General features: G+C 66.8%; 16 protein-coding genes. 10 read left to right on the top strand and 6 right to left on the bottom strand.

Going from position 1 to position 19,096, the window contains the following annotated elements; translation table 11 throughout:
- Positions 1–73: 73 nt before the first annotated feature.
- The 6 genes from DFO47_RS05630 to DFO47_RS05605 all read left to right on the top strand — a co-directional run bounded on the left by DFO47_RS05630 (position 74) and on the right by DFO47_RS05605 (position 7,227).
- Positions 74–1,708: an ABC transporter substrate-binding protein gene (locus DFO47_RS05630; RefSeq protein WP_018760242.1), complete on the top strand. Its 1,635-nt coding sequence runs from the start codon at positions 74–76 to the stop codon at positions 1,706–1,708.
- Positions 1,709–1,835: 127 nt separating this feature from the next.
- Positions 1,836–2,927: an ABC transporter permease gene (locus tag DFO47_RS05625; protein ID WP_026264261.1), complete on the top strand. Its 1,092-nt coding sequence runs from the start codon at positions 1,836–1,838 to the stop codon at positions 2,925–2,927.
- Between the two features lies 1 nt (position 2,928).
- Complete coding sequence (locus DFO47_RS05620) at positions 2,929–3,942, top strand: ABC transporter permease (protein WP_018760240.1); 1,014 nt, start codon at positions 2,929–2,931, stop codon at positions 3,940–3,942.
- Entirely contained in the window at positions 3,939–5,654 is a 1,716-nt protein-coding gene (locus DFO47_RS05615) for an ABC transporter ATP-binding protein (RefSeq protein WP_018760239.1), read from the top strand. Before DFO47_RS05620 ends, DFO47_RS05615 begins: the two co-directional genes overlap by 4 nt.
- A gap of 110 nt (positions 5,655–5,764) precedes the next feature.
- Positions 5,765–6,163 (top strand): chorismate mutase, encoded by a 399-nt coding sequence (locus DFO47_RS05610; RefSeq protein ID WP_018760238.1) that lies wholly within the window; start codon positions 5,765–5,767, stop codon positions 6,161–6,163.
- 59 nt (positions 6,164–6,222) lie between these two features.
- Entirely contained in the window at positions 6,223–7,227 is a 1,005-nt protein-coding gene (locus DFO47_RS05605) for a hypothetical protein (protein ID WP_243835360.1), read from the top strand.
- A 3-nt stretch (positions 7,228–7,230) separates the two neighbouring features.
- Here the strand turns inward: DFO47_RS05605 and DFO47_RS05600 are convergent, their stop codons facing one another.
- Genes DFO47_RS05600 through DFO47_RS05575 form a run of 6 tightly spaced genes read right to left on the bottom strand, consistent with a single transcriptional unit; the run spans position 7,231 to position 13,221 of the window.
- Positions 7,231–7,944, bottom strand: coding sequence for a DUF4166 domain-containing protein (locus DFO47_RS05600; RefSeq protein WP_133830981.1), 714 nt, complete (start codon positions 7,942–7,944; stop codon positions 7,231–7,233).
- Positions 7,945–7,985: 41 nt separating this feature from the next.
- Complete coding sequence (locus DFO47_RS05595; RefSeq protein ID WP_133830980.1) at positions 7,986–9,278, bottom strand: DUF58 domain-containing protein; 1,293 nt, start codon at positions 9,276–9,278, stop codon at positions 7,986–7,988.
- Entirely contained in the window at positions 9,278–10,291 is a 1,014-nt protein-coding gene (locus tag DFO47_RS05590) for a MoxR family ATPase (protein WP_109863777.1), read from the bottom strand. The genes DFO47_RS05595 and DFO47_RS05590 overlap by 1 nt, the downstream gene beginning before the upstream one ends.
- Entirely contained in the window at positions 10,288–11,499 is a 1,212-nt protein-coding gene (locus DFO47_RS05585) for a DUF4350 domain-containing protein (RefSeq protein ID WP_133830979.1), read from the bottom strand. The genes DFO47_RS05590 and DFO47_RS05585 overlap by 4 nt, the downstream gene beginning before the upstream one ends.
- Positions 11,496–12,140, bottom strand: a complete 645-nt coding sequence (locus DFO47_RS05580) for a DUF4129 domain-containing protein (protein WP_133830978.1) — start codon at positions 12,138–12,140, stop codon at positions 11,496–11,498. Before DFO47_RS05580 ends, DFO47_RS05585 begins: the two co-directional genes overlap by 4 nt.
- Positions 12,130–13,221 carry a hypothetical protein gene (locus DFO47_RS05575; RefSeq protein ID WP_018760231.1) on the bottom strand — a complete coding sequence of 364 codons (1,092 nt, stop codon included), beginning with the start codon at positions 13,219–13,221 and terminating at the stop codon, positions 12,130–12,132. The genes DFO47_RS05580 and DFO47_RS05575 overlap by 11 nt, the downstream gene beginning before the upstream one ends.
- A gap of 527 nt (positions 13,222–13,748) precedes the next feature.
- Between DFO47_RS05575 and mtrA the strand changes: the two genes are divergently transcribed.
- From mtrA to DFO47_RS05555, 4 genes are all read left to right on the top strand, one after another.
- Positions 13,749–14,423, top strand: coding sequence for an MtrAB system response regulator MtrA (mtrA, locus tag DFO47_RS05570; RefSeq protein ID WP_018760230.1), 675 nt, complete (start codon positions 13,749–13,751; stop codon positions 14,421–14,423).
- Positions 14,424–14,562: 139 nt separating this feature from the next.
- Positions 14,563–16,335, top strand: coding sequence for an MtrAB system histidine kinase MtrB (mtrB, locus tag DFO47_RS05565; RefSeq protein WP_196803307.1), 1,773 nt, complete (start codon positions 14,563–14,565; stop codon positions 16,333–16,335).
- Positions 16,332–18,047: an LpqB family beta-propeller domain-containing protein gene (locus DFO47_RS05560; protein ID WP_133830976.1), complete on the top strand. Its 1,716-nt coding sequence runs from the start codon at positions 16,332–16,334 to the stop codon at positions 18,045–18,047. The genes mtrB and DFO47_RS05560 overlap by 4 nt, the downstream gene beginning before the upstream one ends.
- A gap of 210 nt (positions 18,048–18,257) precedes the next feature.
- On the top strand, positions 18,258–19,049 hold the full coding sequence (locus DFO47_RS05555; RefSeq protein WP_133830975.1) for a phosphoribosyltransferase family protein: 792 nt from the start codon (positions 18,258–18,260) through the stop codon (positions 19,047–19,049).
- Positions 19,050–19,096 lie beyond the last annotated feature (47 nt).

The raw sequence follows: 19,096 nt of genomic DNA, 5'->3' as shown, positions 1-19,096 counted from the left end.
CTGCACGCCGGCGTCTGGGGCTATCAACCTGTGACCGCGGGCGTGCGCGTACTCATCGGAAAGAAGTTCACAGATGATCAAGAGCACAACGGCCCTGCACCGCGCCATCGCGCTGGCAGGCATCTCCGCCCTGGCCCTGACAGCATGCACGGGGCCCTCTGGCGGCGGGGGAACGTCCACCGGCAGTGCCGGCGGCGGTGCCATTACCTTTGGAACCACGGACAAGGTCGTAACCCTCGATCCCGCCGGTTCCTACGACGCAGGCTCATTCCTGGTGATGAACCAGGTCTACCCCTTCCTGATGAACTCGAAGCCCGGTTCGGCCGAGGTCAGCCCGGACATCGCGGAGTCCGCGTCCTTCACGTCACCCACCGAGTTCACCGTGAAGCTCAAGCCCAACCTGAAGTTCGCCAACGGCCACGCGCTGACGGCCTCGGACGTGAAGTTCTCCTACGACCGCGTCCTCAAGATCAATGATCCCAACGGCCCGGCGTCACTGCTGTCCAACCTCAAGTCCGTCGACGTCAAGGACGACACCACCGTTGTGTTCACCCTGAACGCCGCCAACGACCAAGTCTTCCCGAGCGTCCTTGGCACCAACACCGGTCCGATCGTGGATGAGGAAGTTTTCCCCGCCGATAAGGTGATGAGCGACGAAGACATCGTGGCGGCCAAGCCGTTCGCCGGCCAGTACACCATCGATTCCTACAAGAAGAACGAACTCGTCAGCCTCAAGAGCAACCCCGACTACAACGGACTGCTCGGCAAGCCGGCCAACGACAGCGCCGTGATCAAGTACTACGCCGACTCCAACAACCTGAAGCTGGACGTCCAGGGCGGCAACATCGACGTTGCCGGCCGAAGCCTCACCGCCACGGACGCCGCCGACCTCGGCAAGGACTCCAAGGTCAAGGTCTACAAGGGCCCGGGTGGCGAGCTGCGCTACATCGTCTTCAACTTCGACACCATGCCGTTCGGCGCCAAGACGCCTGAAGCCAACCCTGCCAAGGCACTGGCCGTGCGCCAGGCCATGGCGGACATTGTTGACCGCCAAGCCATCTCGGACCAGGTGTACAAGGGAACCTACGTTCCCGCCTACTCCGTGGTGGCGGATGGGCTGCCCGGCGCAATCCAGCCCATGAAGGACCTGTACGGGGACGGCAGCGGCAAGCCGAGCCTGGACAAAGCCAAGAAGGTCCTCAGCGACGCAGGGATCACCGGTCCGGTGACCGTGAAGCTGCAGTACAACCCGGACCACTACGGCAAGTCTTCGGGCGATGAATACGCCATGGTCAAGGAACAGTTGGAGAAGTCCGGCCTCTTCACCGTGGACCTGCAGTCCACCGAATGGGTGACGTACTCCAAGGCACGCACCTCTGACGCGTACCCCGTTTACCAGCTCGGCTGGTTCCCGGACTACTCGGATGCGGACAACTACCTCACGCCCTTCTTCATCCCGGGCAACTTCCTCAAGAACCACTACGAGAACCCGACTGTCACGGACCTGATCCAGAAGCAGCTGGTCACTCCGGACAAGACCGAACGCCAGAAGCTGATCGGCGATGCCCAGACGGCAGTGGCGAAGGACCTCTCCACCCTGCCGCTCCTGCAGGGCTCGCAGCTCCTGGTGGCGGGAGCTGACGTCAAGGGTGTCGAGAAGACCCTCGACCCCTCGTTCAAGACACGCCTTGGCGTGCTGTCCAAGTAAGCAGTCAACCCCCATCGGGCTCTGACGGGCCGGAGGCGGGACGCCGCAATGGTGTCCCGCCTTTTGCCGGTCATCAGTCAGCAACGAGGGGAATGCTGGCTCCCGGTCACCACGAATCCAGGTACCGATGACATCTTTGATTGACGCGCCGCCAAGTGATGCGGACGCGCTCCTTCCGACCAAGAAAAAAGCGGCAGGGGGAGGGCTCGCCCAGTACATCCTGGTCCGCTTCCTGCTGATCTTCCCTACCATCCTCATCCTCGTTACGTTGGTGTTCTTCCTCATGCGGATCACCGGCGACCCCATTACCGCCGCCATGGGCGGCCGGCTCCCGCCGGAACAGCTGCAAGAACGCATCCACACCGCCGGCTACGACCGGCCACTGCTTCTGCAGTACTTCGAATACCTGGGGCAGCTGGTCACGGGCAACTTCGGCACCACCCTCTCGGACAACCGCAAGGTCACCGAGATGCTGACCACTTATGGCTCCGCCACCCTGGAGCTCGCCATCAACGCCATCATCGTCGCGCTGGTGGTGGGCATACCGCTCGGGATGATCGCCGCGCACCGTCGTGATCACCTGCCGGACGCCGTGCTCCGGATCCTGGCCATCCTGTTCTACGCAACCCCGGTGTTCTTCGCCGGCATGCTGCTCAAGTTGGTGTTCTCCGTGTGGCTGGGCTGGCTGCCGGTCGCCGGCCGCGCCGGGACGAGGACCGAACTGTCCCTCACAGCCCTGGAAGCCCCCACCGGCATCTACTGGCTGGATGCCCTGCGCAGCGGAAACATGGCTGCCCTCAGCGACGTGATGTCCCACGCCGTCCTTCCGGCTCTGGCCCTTGGCCTCCTGACGGCCGGGGTCTTCCTGCGCCTGGTGCGGACCAATGTCATCGGCACGCTCGGCAAGGACTACATTGAGGCGGGCCGCTCACGTGGCGTCAGCGAATACCGGCTGGTCACCAAACACGCCTACAAGCCGGCGCTGATCCCCATCATCACGGTCATGGGCCTGCAGATCGCAGTGCTGCTCGGCGGGGCCGTGCTCACCGAAACAACCTTTGAGTGGAAAGGCCTCGGATTCCAGCTGGCCAACTACCTCACGGCGCGCGACTTCGTCGCCGTCCAGGGCATCGTGGTGCTGCTGGCCGTCATCGTCGCCGTCACCAACTTCATCGTGGACATCATCGCCGCGCTGATCGACCCACGCGTGAGGTACTGACATGACTGCCGAGACCACCCTGGAACCCGTGGCCAACCCGCGGGCATCCTTCTTCCGGCGGCTGCCGGTTGTTTCCCACTTCAACAAGAGCGTCGGGCTGCAACGCTTCATGCTGGTCGTGGGGCTCGTCCTCACAGGCATCTTCCTGCTCACAGCCTTGGCAGCTCCGCTGCTGGCGCCCTACGGCTTCGCGCAGCTCTCGGATGCCGACGGCAACTTCCCCACCCAGCAGGCCCCCGGCGGCAAGCACCTCCTTGGCACCACCGTGGGCGGTTATGACGTCCTGTCACGGGTGATCTGGGGCACCCAGACCGCCCTGCTGGTCATCATCGTCGCCGTCATCCTCTCCATCTTCGCCGGCGTCATCCTCGGCCTGGTGAGCGGCTACATCGGCGGCTGGCTGGACCGCATCCTGGTGGTCGTCGCCGATGCCATCTACGCCTTTCCGTCCCTGCTGGTCGCGATCGTCATGGCCATTGTCATCAGCGGGGGCCAGTCCAGCCTGCTGGGCGGAATCCTGGCTGCCGCCATCTCCATCACGGTCGTGTTCATCCCGCAGTACTTCAGGGTGATCCGGGCCGAAACGATCAGGCTCAAGGCAGAGCCTTTCGTCGAATCGGCCAAGGTGGTGGGCGCCTCGAACATCCGGATCATGACCCGGCACATCTACCGCAACGCCACCCGCACCCTGCCGCTGATCTTCACCCTCAACGCCTCCGAATCAATCCTGACCCTCGCAGGGTTGGGCTTCCTGGGCTTTGGCATCGAACCGAGCTCAGCCGCGGAATGGGGCTTCGACCTGAACAAGGCACTCGCCGACACCACGTCCGGCATTTGGTGGACGGGGCTGTTCCCCGGCCTGGCCATCGTCTGGACCGTGCTGGGGCTGACGCTCGTGGGCGAAAGCATCAACGACCTCAACGATCCGCGCCTGCGCGGGCGGAAGCGGATCAGCCGCAAAGCACCTGCCGCATCAGCTGGACCCGGCACCGAAACAGAATTGAGCAACCCGTGAGCGAAAACCTTGGGTCCGTTTCGGACCACACGGAACAGGACCGTAAAACGGTGCTGGAGATCGACCACTTGCAGGTCACCTTCGCCACCGACGGCGGCGACGTCCATGCCGTCAAGGACGTCAACCTTGAAGTCAGGGCCGGAGAAGTGCTGGCCATCGTGGGCGAATCCGGCTCCGGCAAGACTGTCACCGCCAAAACCATCCTGGGGCTGCTGCCTGAAACAGCGATGAGTTCCGGCGCCGTGCTGATCAACGGCACCAATGTCATCAGCCTGAGCCCCGGCCGGCTCCGCCAGATCCGTGGACGCGACGTGGCCATGGTGTTCCAGGAGCCCTCCACCGCCCTCAACCCGGTATTCACGGTGGGATGGCAGATCGCCGAAGGGATCCGGGCCCATGCCGGGGCAGACGGCAGCGGTCGCGTATCAGCGAAGGAAGCCAAGGAACGGGCCATCGAAGCCCTGCGCAAAGTAGGAATCCCGGACCCCGAGCACCGCGTCAACTACTACCCGCACCAATTTTCCGGCGGCCAGAAACAGCGTGTGGTGATCGCGGCAGCCCTGGCCCTGAATCCCGGCCTCATTGTCGCCGACGAACCCACCACGGCCCTGGATGTCACGGTACAGGCGGAGATCCTCGAACTCCTCCGGGACCTGAGGGACAAGTACGGCACCTCGATCGTCCTGATCACCCACAACATGGGAGTGGTGGCCGACCTCGCCGACCGGGTAGTGGTGATGTACCGGGGCGACATCGTCGAGGAGGCCACCTCGAAGACGTTGTTCGCTGAACCCCGCCAGGACTACACCCGCAAGCTCCTCGCTGCCGTGCCGCACCTGGGCCGCAACTCGGCGTCGGCCGGCCTCACCGAACGTCCGCACCAGGACGGGGAAGTGCTGGTGTCCGCGGACAACCTGGTGATCGAATACCCGGGACGACTGGGGACACCCGCCTTCAAGGCAGTGGACGGCGTCAGCTTCACCTTGTCCAGGGGCGAGGTGTTCGGCCTTGTGGGGGAATCTGGATCCGGCAAGACGACCATCGGACGGGCCATCGCCGGGCTGAACCGGACCACCGGAGGCAGCCTGAAGGTCCTGGGCTACGAAATGCTGAACTTGCGCGAACGCACGTTCAAACCACTCCGCAAGGACATCGGCTTCGTCTTCCAGGATCCGGCCGCCTCGTTCAACCCGCAACTCACCATCGGTGATTGCATCGCGGAGCCCATGCTGATCCATACCCGGCCAAGCGAGGCCCAGGCGCGCAAGCGCGTCGGCGAGCTGTTGGAATCGGTGCAGCTACCGGCGTCGTATGCGGGAAGGTACCCGCACGAGCTCTCCGGCGGCCAGCGGCAGCGGGCATCGCTGGCGCGGGCACTTAGCCTGAATCCGCGGCTGCTGATTGCGGATGAGCCGACGTCGGCCCTGGACGTTTCGGTCCAGGCGAAGGTCCTGGAACTGTTCAAGGACATCCAGGAGGAGTTTGGCTTCGGCTGCCTGTTCATCAGCCATGACCTTGCCGTTGTTGACATCCTGTCCTCCTGGGTGGGCGTGCTGTACAAGGGCAAGCTGGTGGAGCAGGGGATCGGCAGCCAGGTCATGGGCAACCCGCGCCATGACTACACACGCCGCCTGATCGCCTCGCTGCCAGTGCCGGACCCGGCCGAACAGGCTAAACGCCGGGAGGAACACCGGGCACTCCTGGGCATCTGAGCCTGGCTGTGGCTCCCGCAGGCAGGAGCCAGTGGCGCCGGTGCCGGCCGTCAGCCGGCACCGGCGCTTCATACCCGCGTCGATTTCATCGGCTCCCATAGACTGGAACCATGACGCAGCACAACCCGGGCCCAGACGATTTTGATCCATCCGCCAGTTCACTGGCAGGCCACGTGGATAATTCGGTGATGGCTGAACTGCTGTCCATCCGTTCCAGCATCGACAATATCGACGCCACACTGGTGTACCTGCTCGCCGAGCGTTTCAAGGCCACGCAAAAGGTGGGCTTCCTGAAGGCCGCACACCGGTTGCCCGCCGGCGACCCCGGGCGCGAAGCTGCCCAGATCGCACGGCTGCGGCGACTCGCCGAGGACGCCCACCTCGATCCCGCGTTCGCGGAAAAGTTCCTGAACTTCATCATCGGCGAGGTTATCCGCCACCATGAGGCCATCGCCGAGGACCATCAGGCGTCCGCCGAAGCCAACCCCCACAGCTCAGCACTGGCGTGAGCCGGGAACAGCACCAACCCGGACCCGGCCAGCAGCCGGCCGTTATTGCTGCGCAGGAAGTGACGGCCACTGGCCTGGGCCCGTGGCCCGGTGAGGATCCGCTCGAAGCCGCCCGGATCATCCGCGGTGAACTTGGCAGCCCGCATTTACCTTTCCTCGCCGAACTGCCGGAACGTGGCGTTGGATCCGATGCCTTGGGCCGCACCGCATCGTTCCTTGAGGAACTGGCCGTTGATGTCCAGCCCCACGGGTGGCGGCTTGTTGACCGCCCCGGCAAGGACATGCGGCGGGCAGCTTCGGCCCTGTCCACCGACCTGAATGTCCTCGCGGACGTCGCCGGCGCCGAGGACGTTTCAGCCCGGGAACTGAAGGTCCAGCTGGTGGGGCCGCTCACCCTCGCTGCCGGCCTGTACCTGCACAACGGTGAACGCGCCTTGCTGGACCACGGCGCCCGCCGGGACCTCGCAGCCTCCCTGGCCGCTGGGGTGGGCGGCTACCTTGACCGGGTCGCCGCAGCAGTACCAGGGACCCGCCTGGTGGTCCAGGTGGACGAGCCGGCCATCACAGCAGTGCTGGCAGGCACCATACCCACGGCCAGCGGGTATCGGACCCTGCGGGCGATCGCCGTCTCCGAAGCGCGGGAGGCCTGGCGCCTGGTCCTGGACGCCCTCCGCGCAGCCGGAGCCGCCGAGGTGGTCGTGTCCCTCCCGGACATCGAAGCGCCGATCGAGCTGGCCCTGTCCGCGGGGGCCGACGGCGTTGCGTTGCCGTTGAAGGCCCTGACCAATCGGCAATGGGAACAGCTCGCCGGGGCAGTCGAGGCAGGCAAGCATTTCTGGGCCGGTGCATTGGAAGTCTCCGGGGGGACACTCCCGCAGGTGGCCGAGGGCGTGGAATCGCTATGGCGTCCTTGGCGGCAGCTGGGCCTGCCCGCCCAACTGCTCAGCGCGGTGCGGGTGACGCCCTCCGCAGGACTGGCGGGACTCACTCCTGCACAGGCCACGGCGGTCCTCGGCAGGCTGACCCAGGTGGCGGACGGGCTCAACCAGCGGGTGCTGGGATAAGACTCAAACCCTGTTCTCCCAGCGGTCCGGCTGGGCGTAACGGGGGAGGTAGCTCTGGGCGGAGCTGCCGCCGGAGTAGGGGCGGAGCCGGTAGTCGAAGGCCCCCGCGTACACCAGGACCAGGCCAACCTGGGGCTGGATCACTTTCACCTGGATACGGTGCCGCCCGTGCGGGCCTTCGGAGGGGTCCCACCACTGTTCCGCGTAGGCTTTCGCATCCAGTGCCCGAGGGAGGGGCAACCGGAGCGGTCCGAGGAAAAGCCGCGAAACTTCGGATACGCCGCGCAGCCTTCCTTCCGGGGTGACGCCCAGGTTCAGGTCCGTGACGAGGCGCCGGTACCGGCCGACGTAGTCCACCAGCTGCGTGCCGCCGCCGCGCGTGGTGGCGCTGGTGGTGTCCTGGAAAAGCCGGGTGCGCCCGGGGAAACGGATTTCCCGGCGTGCGGTCAGGCTGGATCGGCCAAACGGATCCTGATGCGCATGGTTCTCGATCCGGAACGGGACGTTTTCGCCGTACTCCGGGAAAAATGCTTCTTCGCCGCCGGTGAGCCGCAGTAATGGGCGCAGCCACCGCTGGCGGCAGCCCACGACATCGAACGTTCCTTCACCCACGCCGTACTGCCCTGATCCAGGGGCGAGTGAGAAGTACTCCTGCAATTCGGGCTGGAGGCGGGAAAACTCTGCGCCCAAGGCCTGCTGGTAGATCGGGACGCTCATGGTGACCTCCTGTTGCCGGTGACGGACAGCTGCCGCCGGTTTTACAATCTACCCGCAGCCTTGAGCCGGATGTACATGTCCGCGAGCCGGGGCGGCAACTCATGGGGTTCGGCGTCCACCACTTCCACACCATAGCGCCGCAACTCCGCGGTCAGGGCGGCCCGCTGCAGAAGGGCGCGTTCCGCGGCTGCCGCCCGGAACACTCCGGTGGCATCGCTGCGATCGCGGAGCATCGTGCCCAGTTGCGGGTCGCGGACGGCGGCCACCACCACGACGTGCTGGCTGGCCAAGCGTTCGGCGGCCGGGAGCAGGCCTTCTTCCGGTGCACCACCGTCCAGCGACGTCAGCAGGACCACCAGGGAACGATGCGCGGAGAGGGCCCTGACCTGCGCCGGGACCGCCGGCCAGTCCATCTCGATCAGCTCCGCCTCCAGCGGGGCCATGGCCTGCACCAGCCTCCCCAGGATGTTTCCCTGCCCGGCGGACGCGGCACGGGCCCTGGTCCGCCGGTCAAACGCAACGAAGTCCACCCGGTCGCCGCCGCGCTCCGCCAATACGCCCAACAGGAGCGCCGCCTCCATCCCAGTGTCCAGGCGGGTTTCGTCGCCGATCCTTGCGGCGGAGGTCCGGGAAGTATCAAGGACCATCACCACGCGCCGGTCCCGCTCCGGGCGCCAGGTGCGGACCACCACCGCGGAACGGCGGGCGGTGGCGCGCCAGTCGATCGAGCGCACGTCATCGCCCCTGACGTAATCGCGCAGGGAGTCAAATTCTGTGCCGGCACCACGGATCTGCACGGCAGCCTTGCCGTCGAGTTCGCGCAGCTTCCTCAACTTCGAGGGCAAGTGCCGCCGGGAATGGAAGGGCGGCAGGACCCGCACCGAGCCCGGGCACCCGATGGTGCGCTGGCGGGCGGCGAGGCGAAGCGGGCCGAAGGAACGGATGGTCACATGCTGCGTTGTGAGGTCCCCACGCCGGACCGGTTGAAGCCGTACGGTGTAGCGGCGGCTTTCGCCCGCAGGCACGTCGATGTCCTGCACCGGGTTCCGGGCGCCGGCCGAAGGTTGCCAACCGTCCCTGGCCGTGCCCCGCAGCGCCCGGTTGCCGTCGTTGCGGACCGTGAACACCGCGTCCGTTTGGCCGTTCAGCGTCACATTTTCCGGCGCCGGGCGCACCACCCTGATCTGCCGCAGCGACCCGGCGAACACCAGTTCCGCACACGCCAGGGCCGTCAGCACTGACACGGTGGCCAGGACGGTCAGCCAGCCGGGGAGGAGCAGCACCGGGACAACGCCAAGCAGCACCAGTGCAACGAAGCGACCCGAGATGGCCATCAGCGGGGAACGGGAACGGACGCCAAGATGCTGCCCAGGACATCGTCCACCCGTACGCCGTCCATCTGCGCCTCAGGTTGCAGGGCCACGCGGTGGCGCAGGCAGGGCAGCGCCAGCGCCTTGACGTCGTCAGGGGTGACGAAGGGGCGGCCGGAGAGCCAGGCCCAGGACCGTGAGGTGTTGAGGAGGGCGGTGGCACCGCGCGGGGAGACCCCGAGCTGGAATGAGGGGGCGCTCCGTGTGGCCCGAACCAGGTCCACGATGTAGCCGATGATTTCCGGTTCGACGGCCACCCTTGTTACTGCCTCACGCGCCCGTTCCAGATCCGCCGCACCGGCTACTGCCTGCACTCCCGCGGCAGCAAGGTCGCGGGGATCAAACCCGGCGGCATGGCGCCGGATGACCTCGATTTCGTCCTGGCGCTGCGGCAGCGGCATGCTGAGCTTGAGCAGGAACCGGTCCAGCTGTGCCTCGGGAAGCGGGTAGGTCCCCTCGTACTCCACCGGATTCTGCGTGGCGGCCACCAGGAACGGTGAAGGCAGCCTCCGGGCCCGGCCGTCCACGGATACCTGCCGCTCCTCCATTGCCTCCAGGAGTGAGGCCTGCGTCTTCGGCGGGGTCCTGTTGATCTCGTCTGCGAGCAGGAGGTTGGTGAACACCGGTCCCTCCCGGAAGCTGAATTCGGAGGTATGGGCGTCGTAGACCAGCGAGCCGGTGACGTCGCCCGGCATCAGGTCCGGGGTGAACTGCACCCGCTTGGTGTCCAGGCTCAAGGCCGAGGACAGCGCCCTGACCAGCAGGGTCTTGGCCACGCCCGGGACGCCCTCCAGCAGCACATGCCCCTGCGCAAGCAGGGCGATCAGGAGGCCCGTAACCGTTGCGTCCTGGCCCACCACCGCTTTTGCCACTTCGCGGCGGACGGCAAGGAGCGACTGCCTCGCAGCGTCGTCGTCTGCTGTATTGCCGCCGCCCACCGAATTAAGGACCTGCGGGCCGCTGCTGTGTTCGCTCATTGGGTCATGACCTCTTTCTCGAGTTTGTCCATGGCCTGTGACCAGGCCACCAGGCGGGCTTCGGTTGCCGGTCGTTCATTCACCAGCACGCGCACGGCAGCCGGATCCCTGCCCAGGAGCCGGGCCGCTGCGGCAATGATGTCCTCGGCCCCCGCGCCGGGGCCAAGCCGGACCTTCCCGGAAATGCGCGCCAGCATGCCGGCCCGCAGGTTGTCCCGGGCCTGGTCCAGGGCACGTGAGTCCTGGTACAGCCTGGCGCGTCCTTCCGCGGTTTCAACCGCCTTGACCACCACGGGCAGGGGCTCGAAGACCAAGGGCCCGTCCCGCCGGCCCCGCCACACGATTGCCGCCACCGCCACCAGGAGCAGCCAAGGCCCCAGGAAGCGTGCCCAACCCGGTGCCAGGTCATCGAGGGTCTTCCCGTGGCCGGTCACCGTCACGTCTTCCAGCGAGGGCAGGTACCAGACAAGGTCAGGCGATGCTCCGAGCAGCCTGACTGCCAGGGCTGCGTTGCCCAGGTCGTCGAGCTTGTCGTTCCCCAGGACGGCCGTGCTTCCCAGCACTGCCGTGCGCCGGTCGCCGCTGGTGGCGAGCATCCCGGCGGTTCCTGCCGCCCGGTAACAGGTGGTGCCGCCGTCGTACACGAATCCTCCCTGGCCCGTGACCTGGCCTGCGGCGTTGGCGTCCGCCTGGCTGCACCTCGGGTCCAGGACCGGGACGGCGTCAGGCACGACGCCGGCCTGGTGGATGCCGACGTCGAGGGCGGTGAGGGTGTCCAGCCTGGGGGAGATGACCACCACGCGGTCCGCCGCAGCTGCCAGGGCCGCAAGCTGGGGTTTGCCAAGGATGCCGTTCCGGTCGTAGAGCAGCAGCGTGGGTGAGGAGCTGGACCGGAGGTCGGCCAGCGCTGCATCGAAGCGGTTCGGGGTGTGGACGTCCACGCCGTGGCGGCCGAGGATTTGCGCAAGCGCCCTGGCGCCGTTGGGTCCGGCATTGTGGACGGACAGGGGAACGGTGTCGCCCTTGGGGGCCAATTGCGTTCCGATGACGAGTGCCAGCGCCGCAACGGCAAGCACAACCGAGGCCGCCAGGCCACGATGGTTGCGGATCCACCCGAACGGCCCGCGGCCTCGCGGCGCCTGCCCGGCGGCCGCCCCGGAGCTTGGTGTGTTGCTGTAGCCGGTGTTCGCTGGTGGAAGCCCGGTCATGGCACCGGCACCGTGCCTGCGGAGCCGGCGGATGCGGGCTTCATGGCCTCCAGCCTGGTATCGAGTCCCACCATTTCACGGTATTGCCCGTTGCCCGCAGGCCTGTTTCCGTAGCGGATTCCATCAAAGGTTTCCGCCGCCCACCGCAAGGGCCCGGCTTCGGCAGCGAACTGGACGGACAACGCTTGTGCCACTTCGTCTGCGGTCCTGCCGGGCTGGGGGTCCAGTATCGTCCGGTGTTCGGCGGTGCGGACCATGGCGCGGAAGCGGTCGACGACGGCGTCCCCCCAGTTCTCTGCCGCGGCGGCGGCTTCCGCGCGGGCGCGGTAGTCCGCGGCCGCCAGGGAGTTGCCGAGCTCAAAAACGTCCTTGGGCTGCCGGGTTCGGGCATTGAGGCGGGGCCGCGCCAGGATGATGGCGGCCGCGATGATCCCGGCAATGACAAGGGCGATGGCAACGCCGGGGACCGATGGCGCATCCCCCCGGGAGCCGTCCAGGGATTGCAGCCAATCCAGGAAGTTCCGCCACAGGGTGTCAAGCCAGGATGGGGCGGCCTCCCGGTACTCCGGTTTGGCCAGTTCCTCGGCCGCCCAGCGCCGTGCCTCTTCGGCGCCCGGAAGCACCGGAGGCTCAGTGGCCATAAGGCCAGGCTCCCGGCGCCGCACCCTGCCCTGGGTACGGAGTGTTGGTGCCCGGGCGGGGGCCCCGGCCCGGGATGCCGTCCGGATCCGCCCCGGTCTCCGCCTGGCGCAGCAAGGTGATGTCAAGGCCGTCTTTGCGCATCCGCAAGTCCATGTAGAGCAGGGCCATGACGGAGGTCTGGAAGGCGAACCCCACCCCGCCGACCAAGGCGCCGACCAGGGCGGTGACGATGCCCAGGACCACTGCCAGGGTGGCGTCCTGTCCGCTGCCGCCGTGCGGCGAGACGACGCCGGCCAGGACCACGGGCAGGAAGCTCACCGGGATCAGGACCACCTGGCTGATCACACCCACCAGGATGGATACCACCAAGGTGATGCCCAGAATCCGCCACCAGTTGGCCCGGGTAAGCTCCCACGACCGCCGAAGCCCGGCGAAGGCACCAAGTTCTTCGATAACGACGGCGGCCGGCGCCACCATGAGCTTGATGCCCACCCAGGCGAAGAGGGCAACGACGCCCAGGACCAGGGGGAAAGCGAAGAGGGACGCGGCGCCCCGGACGTTGGTGAAGAAGAGCGCCAGGATGACGGCGAGCAGCCCCATGGCCGCAATTCCCGCCGCGACCAGCAGCGCAGCCAATCCGACGAGGGCGCCGATCCGGGGCCGCGCCAGGGACATCATCCGCCGGAAGCCGGTGGGGCGGTTGAGGACCGACCGGGCCACGGGCACCACCATGGCGCCCTGGAGGACGGCGGAGAGGAACACGGACAGGACAGTCACCGCGGCGGCGCCTGCCATCAGTCCGATGGCCATGGACGCCATATCGCCCCGGGTGGCAGTGCGCGCCCACCCTTCGAGCGATACAGCCGAGGATGCACTCACGGCCGTGACTACCGCGGTGATGACGGCGGCCAGGGCCTGGGTCAGCAGGCCCGCGCCCACCATGGCCTTTGCGTTGCGGCGCATCGCTTGGAAAGAACCATCCAGGATCTCGCCGAACATCAGCGGCCGCAAGGGAATGATGCCGGGTTTGGGGGGAGCGACGTAGCGCGGCTGACCGTAGGGCGGGGTGCCGTAGGGCATGCCGGGGTAGGGGGACCCGTTATTCGGCTGGCCGCCGTATCCGGGGGGCCCGTACGGTTGGCCGGCGTACGGTGGTTGGCCCGGGTAAGGGCTGCTGGGGTTCGGCGGTCCCGGCTGTTGCCACTGGGGTTGCTGCCACTGGGGCGGCTGGTGCCATGACGGCTGTTGCTCCCAGCCGGGCGGCTGTTGCCCTGCTGGCGGTTGCGCGCCTGCAGGTGGTTCCCACGGCTGCTGCCACCCCGGCGGTACGGGGCTGCTGGCGCTCCCGGCGCCCGATCCGCCGTCGTCTGCTCCGTTGCCCGGCCGCCCCTGCCGGGGCTCGCCGGGTTCCGACTCCTGTGGTGACACTGATTTCCTCCCCCAATACCACTGCGCCTGATACCGCGCGCTGCCCTCTCCAAAGGTGCCCGCCGGCAGCGCAGGGCTTGACCCCAAGACTATAGTTCCGGCGTCGGACCGCCTAGTGTCCCGCCATGCCGGAAGGCGCTGAACAGGACAAAGCCATCCCGATAAGGGAATATATAACTATGAAGGCACGCATTCTGGTTGTAGATGATGACGAAGCGCTGGCCGAGATGATTGGAATTGTCCTCCGTAATGACGGCTTCGAACCCGTCTTTTGCGCCGACGGCGCCCAGGCGCTGGACGTCTTCCGGTCTTCGCGGCCGGATCTGGTCCTGCTCGACCTCATGCTTCCCGGCATGGACGGTATCGAAGTCTGCCGCCAGGTCCGTGCCGAATCGGATGTGCCCATCGTCATGCTGACCGCCAAGTCTGATACCTCCGACGTCGTCCGAGGGCTCGAATCCGGTGCTGACGACTATGTGCCCAAACCCTTCAAACCGGCCGAACTGGTGGCACGCGTGCGCGCCCGGCTCCGCCCCGGAGACCAAAAGGCGCCCGAGACGCTCCGGATCGCGGACATCACCATCGACGTCGCGGGCCACACTGTCAGCAGGGGCAGCGACCGGATCTCCCTGACGCCGCTGGAATTCGACCTCCTCGTGGCACTGGCCCGCAAGCCGTGGCAGGTCTTCACCCGGGAACTCCTCCTGGAGCAGGTTTGGGGCTACCGGCACGCCGCCGATACCCGCCTGGTCAACGTCCATGTCCAGCGGCTGCGGTCCAAGATCGAGCAGGACCCGGAAGCCCCGGAAGTTGTATTGACGGTGCGTGGTGTCGGCTACAAAGCAGGGGTCTGACCCCGCCGCGCAGGACGGGGGACCTGACCGGAGCCTCGCGGCTTCCGGGGAGGCGCCGGAAGCCGGCGCCCCGCTGAACGGCAGCGACGAAGAGCGCGGGCCGGGGCTTGCCGAATCCACACCCCCGGGCATGCCGCACATGGTGTTCCGCGCAAGGATCTGGCAGCGGCGCGCCCTGATCGTCGCCTTGCGCGTCGTCCGGTTGGTGCGGACGGGTGTGGTGCGGTTCCTTCCCGGCCTGCGTTACCTCGGCAGGGCCCTGCAAAAACGTTGGCGCCGCTCCTTGCAGTTCCGGACGGTCCTGACCACACTGATGCTGGCCATGACCTCCTTTGCGGTGGTTGGCGCCTACCTGTCCAACCAGATTGCCAACAACCTCTTCCAGGAGCGGTTGACCCAGGCGGAGTCGGAGACCCGCTACAACGTCAAGCAGGTTCAGGACACGTTCGACGGCGCCCAGGTCACCGACCAGTCCAGCGTCATCACCTTGGTTTCGGACACGCTCAGCGCGGTCGAGGGCAGGGGATCGGTCATCCAGCGGCGCTACGTCTTTGAAGCGATGCCCAACCAGACCAAACCCCGCAACCGCTGGGTGGAGTCCCGCGCCTCTGACCAGCTCACTGTCAGCGTCATCCCGCCGGACCTGCGCAAGGCTGTACAGGAATCGGGCAAGGAACAGTTTTGGGCGTCCACCGTTATCCCGGTGGGCACCGAAGACCGGCCGGGAATCGCCGTCGGAAACAAAGTGACCTTTAACGGCACCGTCTATGAGCTCTACCTTATTTACGACCTGAACACGGCACAGCAGACGCTCAATGAGATCCAAAGCGTCCTGTGGGCAGGCGGCGCCGTCCTGGTGCTCCTGATCGGCGCGGTCGCCTGGTACGTCACCCGCAACGTGGTCAGCCCGGTCAGCCACGCCGCGATGGTGTCGGAAAAGCTGGCCGCCGGGCAACTGCAGGAACGCATGGTGGTCCGGGGCGAGGACGAGGTGGCCCGCCTGGGCGCCTCCTTCAACCACATGGCCGCCAGCCTGCAGGAACAAATCACCCAGCTAGCCACCCTTTCACAGATGCAGCAGCGCTTTGTTTCGGACGTCTCGCACGAACTGCGGACGCCCCTGACCACCGTGCGCATGGCGGCCGAAGTCCTGTACGACGCGCGCGACGACTTCGATCCCATCAACAAGCGCTCGGCCGAGCTGCTCTACAACCAGGTGGAGCGTTTCCAGTCCCTTCTCTCGGACCTGCTTGAGATCAGCCGCTTCGATGCAGGCGTCGCGGTGCTGGACGCTGAACCCGAGGACCTGCTCCATGTGATTTCGCACGTCATCGAAGGTGCGGCCCCCGTGGCTGCCGAGTACGGCTCGGACATCGTCTTCGCGGCCCCGGAAGGCTCGATGGTGGTGGAAATGGATGCCCGCCGGATCGACAGGATCCTGCGGAACCTGATCCTGAACGCCGTGGAGCATGGCGAAGGAAAACCGGTGACGGTGACGGTCGCGGCCAACGAGACGGCTGTTGGCGTTTCCGTGCGGGACCACGGTATCGGGATGGACCCGGCTGAAGCTGCCCGCGTCTTCGACAGGTTCTGGCGGGCGGACCCCGCCCGCGCCCGGACGACGGGAGGCAGCGGACTGGGCCTGTCCATCGCCATGGAGGACACCAAGCTGCACCACGGCTGGCTGCAGGCCTGGGGCCGGAAAGGCAGCGGGGCGAACTTCCGCCTGACCCTGCCGTTGCGCCAGGATGGCGCGATCACCGAGTCACCCGTGCAGCTCGAACCCAGGGACGTCACCATCCCGGGCGCGCCAGGGAACATCCCCGCAGAACAGGACAACAAGAACATGCTGGTGCTGCAGACAGATGCGGCCAAGCCCGCTCCGTCCCGGGGCCCCGAGGAGACACCATGACCCGGTACGGACGGCACGCACAGTACGCTGCGGCTTTGCTGGTTCTGCTGATCGTCCTCCTGTCCGGGTGTGCCCGGATCCCGACGTCCGGGCCGGTGGGAAAAAGCAGCGAAAGCAGCGCCGGCAATGTCAGTGCCCCGGTGTTCCTTCCTGCAGCGCCGCAACCGGGTGCCACACCGGAGACGATCATCGACTACTTCTACCGGGCGGGCAGCGGCTACGAGGACGACTACGCAGTGGCCCGGCAGTACCTCACCCAGGCATCGGCGGTGTCCTGGAAACCCGACAAGCGGGCGCTGGTTTACCGGGAAGCGCGGGTGGTACCGACCGGCACGGAAAACGTCTACAACTACGAGCTCGATGTCGCCTACACCGTGGACGCCGACGGTATTGCCACCCAGTCACCGCCGGGAACGGTGGAACGGATTCCCGTCACCGTGACACAGGTTGACGGCGAGTGGCGGATTTCCGCGATACCGGATGGGACCGCCATCGCCGAGGAAACCTTCAAGGTGATCTACGGCGCCTACCCGATCTACTTCTACGACCCGACGTTCACCTATGCCGTCCCGGACGTGCGGTGGTTCCTGAAGAACAAGACGGTCAAAGCCATGACCAGTGCCCTGCTGGCCGGGCCCGCTCCCTACCTTCGCGGCGCCGTCGTCAGCGCCTTTCCTTCCGGGATCAAACTGGCCCGTGAATCGGTGCCGGTGGTGTCCGGAGCAGCCCAGGTTGATTTGACGGCAAAAGAGCTCACGGAAACATCAGCCGAAGACCGGCTCCGCATGCAAATGCAGTTGACGTTGACGTTCCGGACCCAGCCTGATGTGGTCAACGTGGAGCTTCGTGCCAACCAGGACCTGGTGCGTGTGGAGGACAACGGTTCGGTTCTTCCCCCGGTGCTGGATAAGACGGTTCCGTCCCGCCAGATTGCCATCAGCGGCGGCGAAGTGGTGCGGTACGAAAACAACCGGGTTTCCCCGTTGCCCGATATGCAGTCCGTCTCGGCACTCAACCCGCGGTTCCCCGCGGAATCACCCGTGTCCCAGGCTGCCGCGTTCCTGAACGAAGGACGCACCACGCTGTACAGCATCAGCCCGGGCCAGCCCGCCCGCGCCCTGACCACACGGAGCACCCTCAGCCGTCCGTCCTTCAGCCTCAATGACTGGGTGTGGACGGCGGGCCCCGGCGCCACCGGGGCAACCGAGGTGGTGGCGTTCCGTCCCGGTGGAGTGGCTGAAGGTGCACCCGTCCCCTCCGTGACGTTGGCGCCGTCGTGGCTTGCCGGCCGTACGGTGAAGGAATTCCGGATCTCGCGTGACGGTGTCCGTGCCCTGGTGATCTCCGAACAGAACGGAAAATCCAAAGTGCAGGTGACGGGCGTGATCCGCGGCGGCGACGGCACCCCGCGCGAACTGACGGCGCCCATCACGCTGGTCACCGCCACCGATCCCGACCAGGGGGTCTGGGTCAACAGCACCTCGGTCGCCGTGATGAAAGCGGCGGCTGGCTCCAACGTTACGCCGGAGCTGCTGTCCCTGACCTCGGGCCAGCCGCAGCAGCTTGCCCCTTGGCCAGGGGTGGTGTCCATCAGCGCAGGCAACGGTGCCGATGACATTTACGTGCAGTCCGGCGAAGGGATTTTCCAGCGCCTGGGCAACGGCTGGTCACCGCAAATCAAGGGCCCGGTGGATCCCTCGTTCCCCGGCTGAGGGCGGGCGGACCTGGCCCACCTGGTATCCACATAGGTGGGCCCGGTCCTTCCCCATGCGGAACCGACCGGTGATGGTGGAAAGGTGAACGGCACCAGACGACCCGCCGGAACATCGAGGTCCCCTGACAGGGAACCTGCGCGTGACCCGGACCTTCATCCGCCGCCGCGGTGGGCTGCCAAGCACCGCGCGAATCAAGCGAGTGCCCTTTTGCGGCTTGTCGACTGGGTGGCGGGGGCCGGAGGTGAACTCCTGGCCTTGGCCGTCCCGGTGGACTGTGTGTGCTGCGGTGCGGAGGACAGTGCCCTCTGCCCAGCCTGCACCAGCCGTATCCGGCACCTGGCCAGGGAGCCGTTCCGGGCTGAGGGCGGCGCCCCCGCGCTGATGGATGTATCCGGGACCATCCTGCTCCCCGTCGTGGCGGCCGCTGTTTACCGGGACGAGGTGGCGCAGGGCCTGCTCTCGTTCAAACGGCACGGCCAGCACCAGCTTGGTGCAAGCCTGGCCCGGGCTTTGGCCGGGGCCGTCCGGGCGGCAACAGCGGACGCTGACGGGTTCGTGCTGGTGCCCGTCCCCACCAGCACGGCGGCCTACGTCAACCGGGGCTTCAGCCCGGTCCACCTGCTCCTCAAGAAGGCGGCCGGGCACCTGCCGGGCGTTGCCGTCGTCGATGCCCTGCGAAAGGTCCGGCCGTCGGGGGCCCAAGCGCTCAGGTGGACAGGACTGTCCGGCGGCCAGAAGGGGCTGGGCAGGGGCGCCCGCTCCCAGCGGGTCAGGGGGTCCATGCGGGTCGGCGTCCGGTCCCGTCCAGCGGTTGCGGGGAGGCCGTGCATCATCGTCGACGACGTCCTGACGACGGGTGCCACGATCGGGGAAGCAGCCCGTGCCTTGCACCAGGCAGGGGCCAAGGTGAGGGGCGCCGTCGTGCTTGCCGCGACACGCCCGCCGGATGCTGCGGACCCCGCGCCCGGCGCCCGCATGGAACCGCCGAAGCGACCATGACTTAGAAAAAAATAAACCGGGAAAGGATGAATAACAGGTGCCTATGA

It is taken from the genome of Arthrobacter sp. AG258 (assembly GCF_004364695.1).
Taxonomy (GTDB): Bacteria; Actinomycetota; Actinomycetes; order Actinomycetales; family Micrococcaceae; genus Arthrobacter.
The sequence above is the reverse complement of the archived record's forward strand: the minus strand, read 5'-3'. Positions and strand labels throughout refer to the sequence as shown.

What these genes read in the sequence shown, in the direction of transcription:
- DFO47_RS05575 (WP_018760231.1), bottom strand. Translation starts at nt 13,221, where the DNA reads ATGCCCTACGGCACCCCGCCCTACGGTCAGCCGCGCTACGTCGCTCCC.
- DFO47_RS05560 (WP_133830976.1), top strand. Translation starts at nt 16,332, where the DNA reads ATGACCCGGTACGGACGGCACGCACAGTACGCTGCGGCTTTGCTGGTT.
- mtrB (WP_196803307.1), top strand. Translation starts at nt 14,563, where the DNA reads ATGGTGTTCCGCGCAAGGATCTGGCAGCGGCGCGCCCTGATCGTCGCC.
- DFO47_RS05600 (WP_133830981.1), bottom strand. Translation starts at nt 7,944, where the DNA reads ATGAGCGTCCCGATCTACCAGCAGGCCTTGGGCGCAGAGTTTTCCCGC.
- DFO47_RS05620 (WP_018760240.1), top strand. Translation starts at nt 2,929, where the DNA reads ATGACTGCCGAGACCACCCTGGAACCCGTGGCCAACCCGCGGGCATCC.
- DFO47_RS05610 (WP_018760238.1), top strand. Translation starts at nt 5,765, where the DNA reads ATGACGCAGCACAACCCGGGCCCAGACGATTTTGATCCATCCGCCAGT.
- DFO47_RS05625 (WP_026264261.1), top strand. Translation starts at nt 1,836, where the DNA reads ATGACATCTTTGATTGACGCGCCGCCAAGTGATGCGGACGCGCTCCTT.
- mtrA (WP_018760230.1), top strand. Translation starts at nt 13,749, where the DNA reads ATGAAGGCACGCATTCTGGTTGTAGATGATGACGAAGCGCTGGCCGAG.
- DFO47_RS05580 (WP_133830978.1), bottom strand. Translation starts at nt 12,140, where the DNA reads ATGGCCACTGAGCCTCCGGTGCTTCCGGGCGCCGAAGAGGCACGGCGC.
- DFO47_RS05595 (WP_133830980.1), bottom strand. Translation starts at nt 9,278, where the DNA reads ATGGCCATCTCGGGTCGCTTCGTTGCACTGGTGCTGCTTGGCGTTGTC.
- DFO47_RS05590 (WP_109863777.1), bottom strand. Translation starts at nt 10,291, where the DNA reads ATGAGCGAACACAGCAGCGGCCCGCAGGTCCTTAATTCGGTGGGCGGC.
- DFO47_RS05585 (WP_133830979.1), bottom strand. Translation starts at nt 11,499, where the DNA reads ATGACCGGGCTTCCACCAGCGAACACCGGCTACAGCAACACACCAAGC.
- DFO47_RS05630 (WP_018760242.1), top strand. Translation starts at nt 74, where the DNA reads ATGATCAAGAGCACAACGGCCCTGCACCGCGCCATCGCGCTGGCAGGC.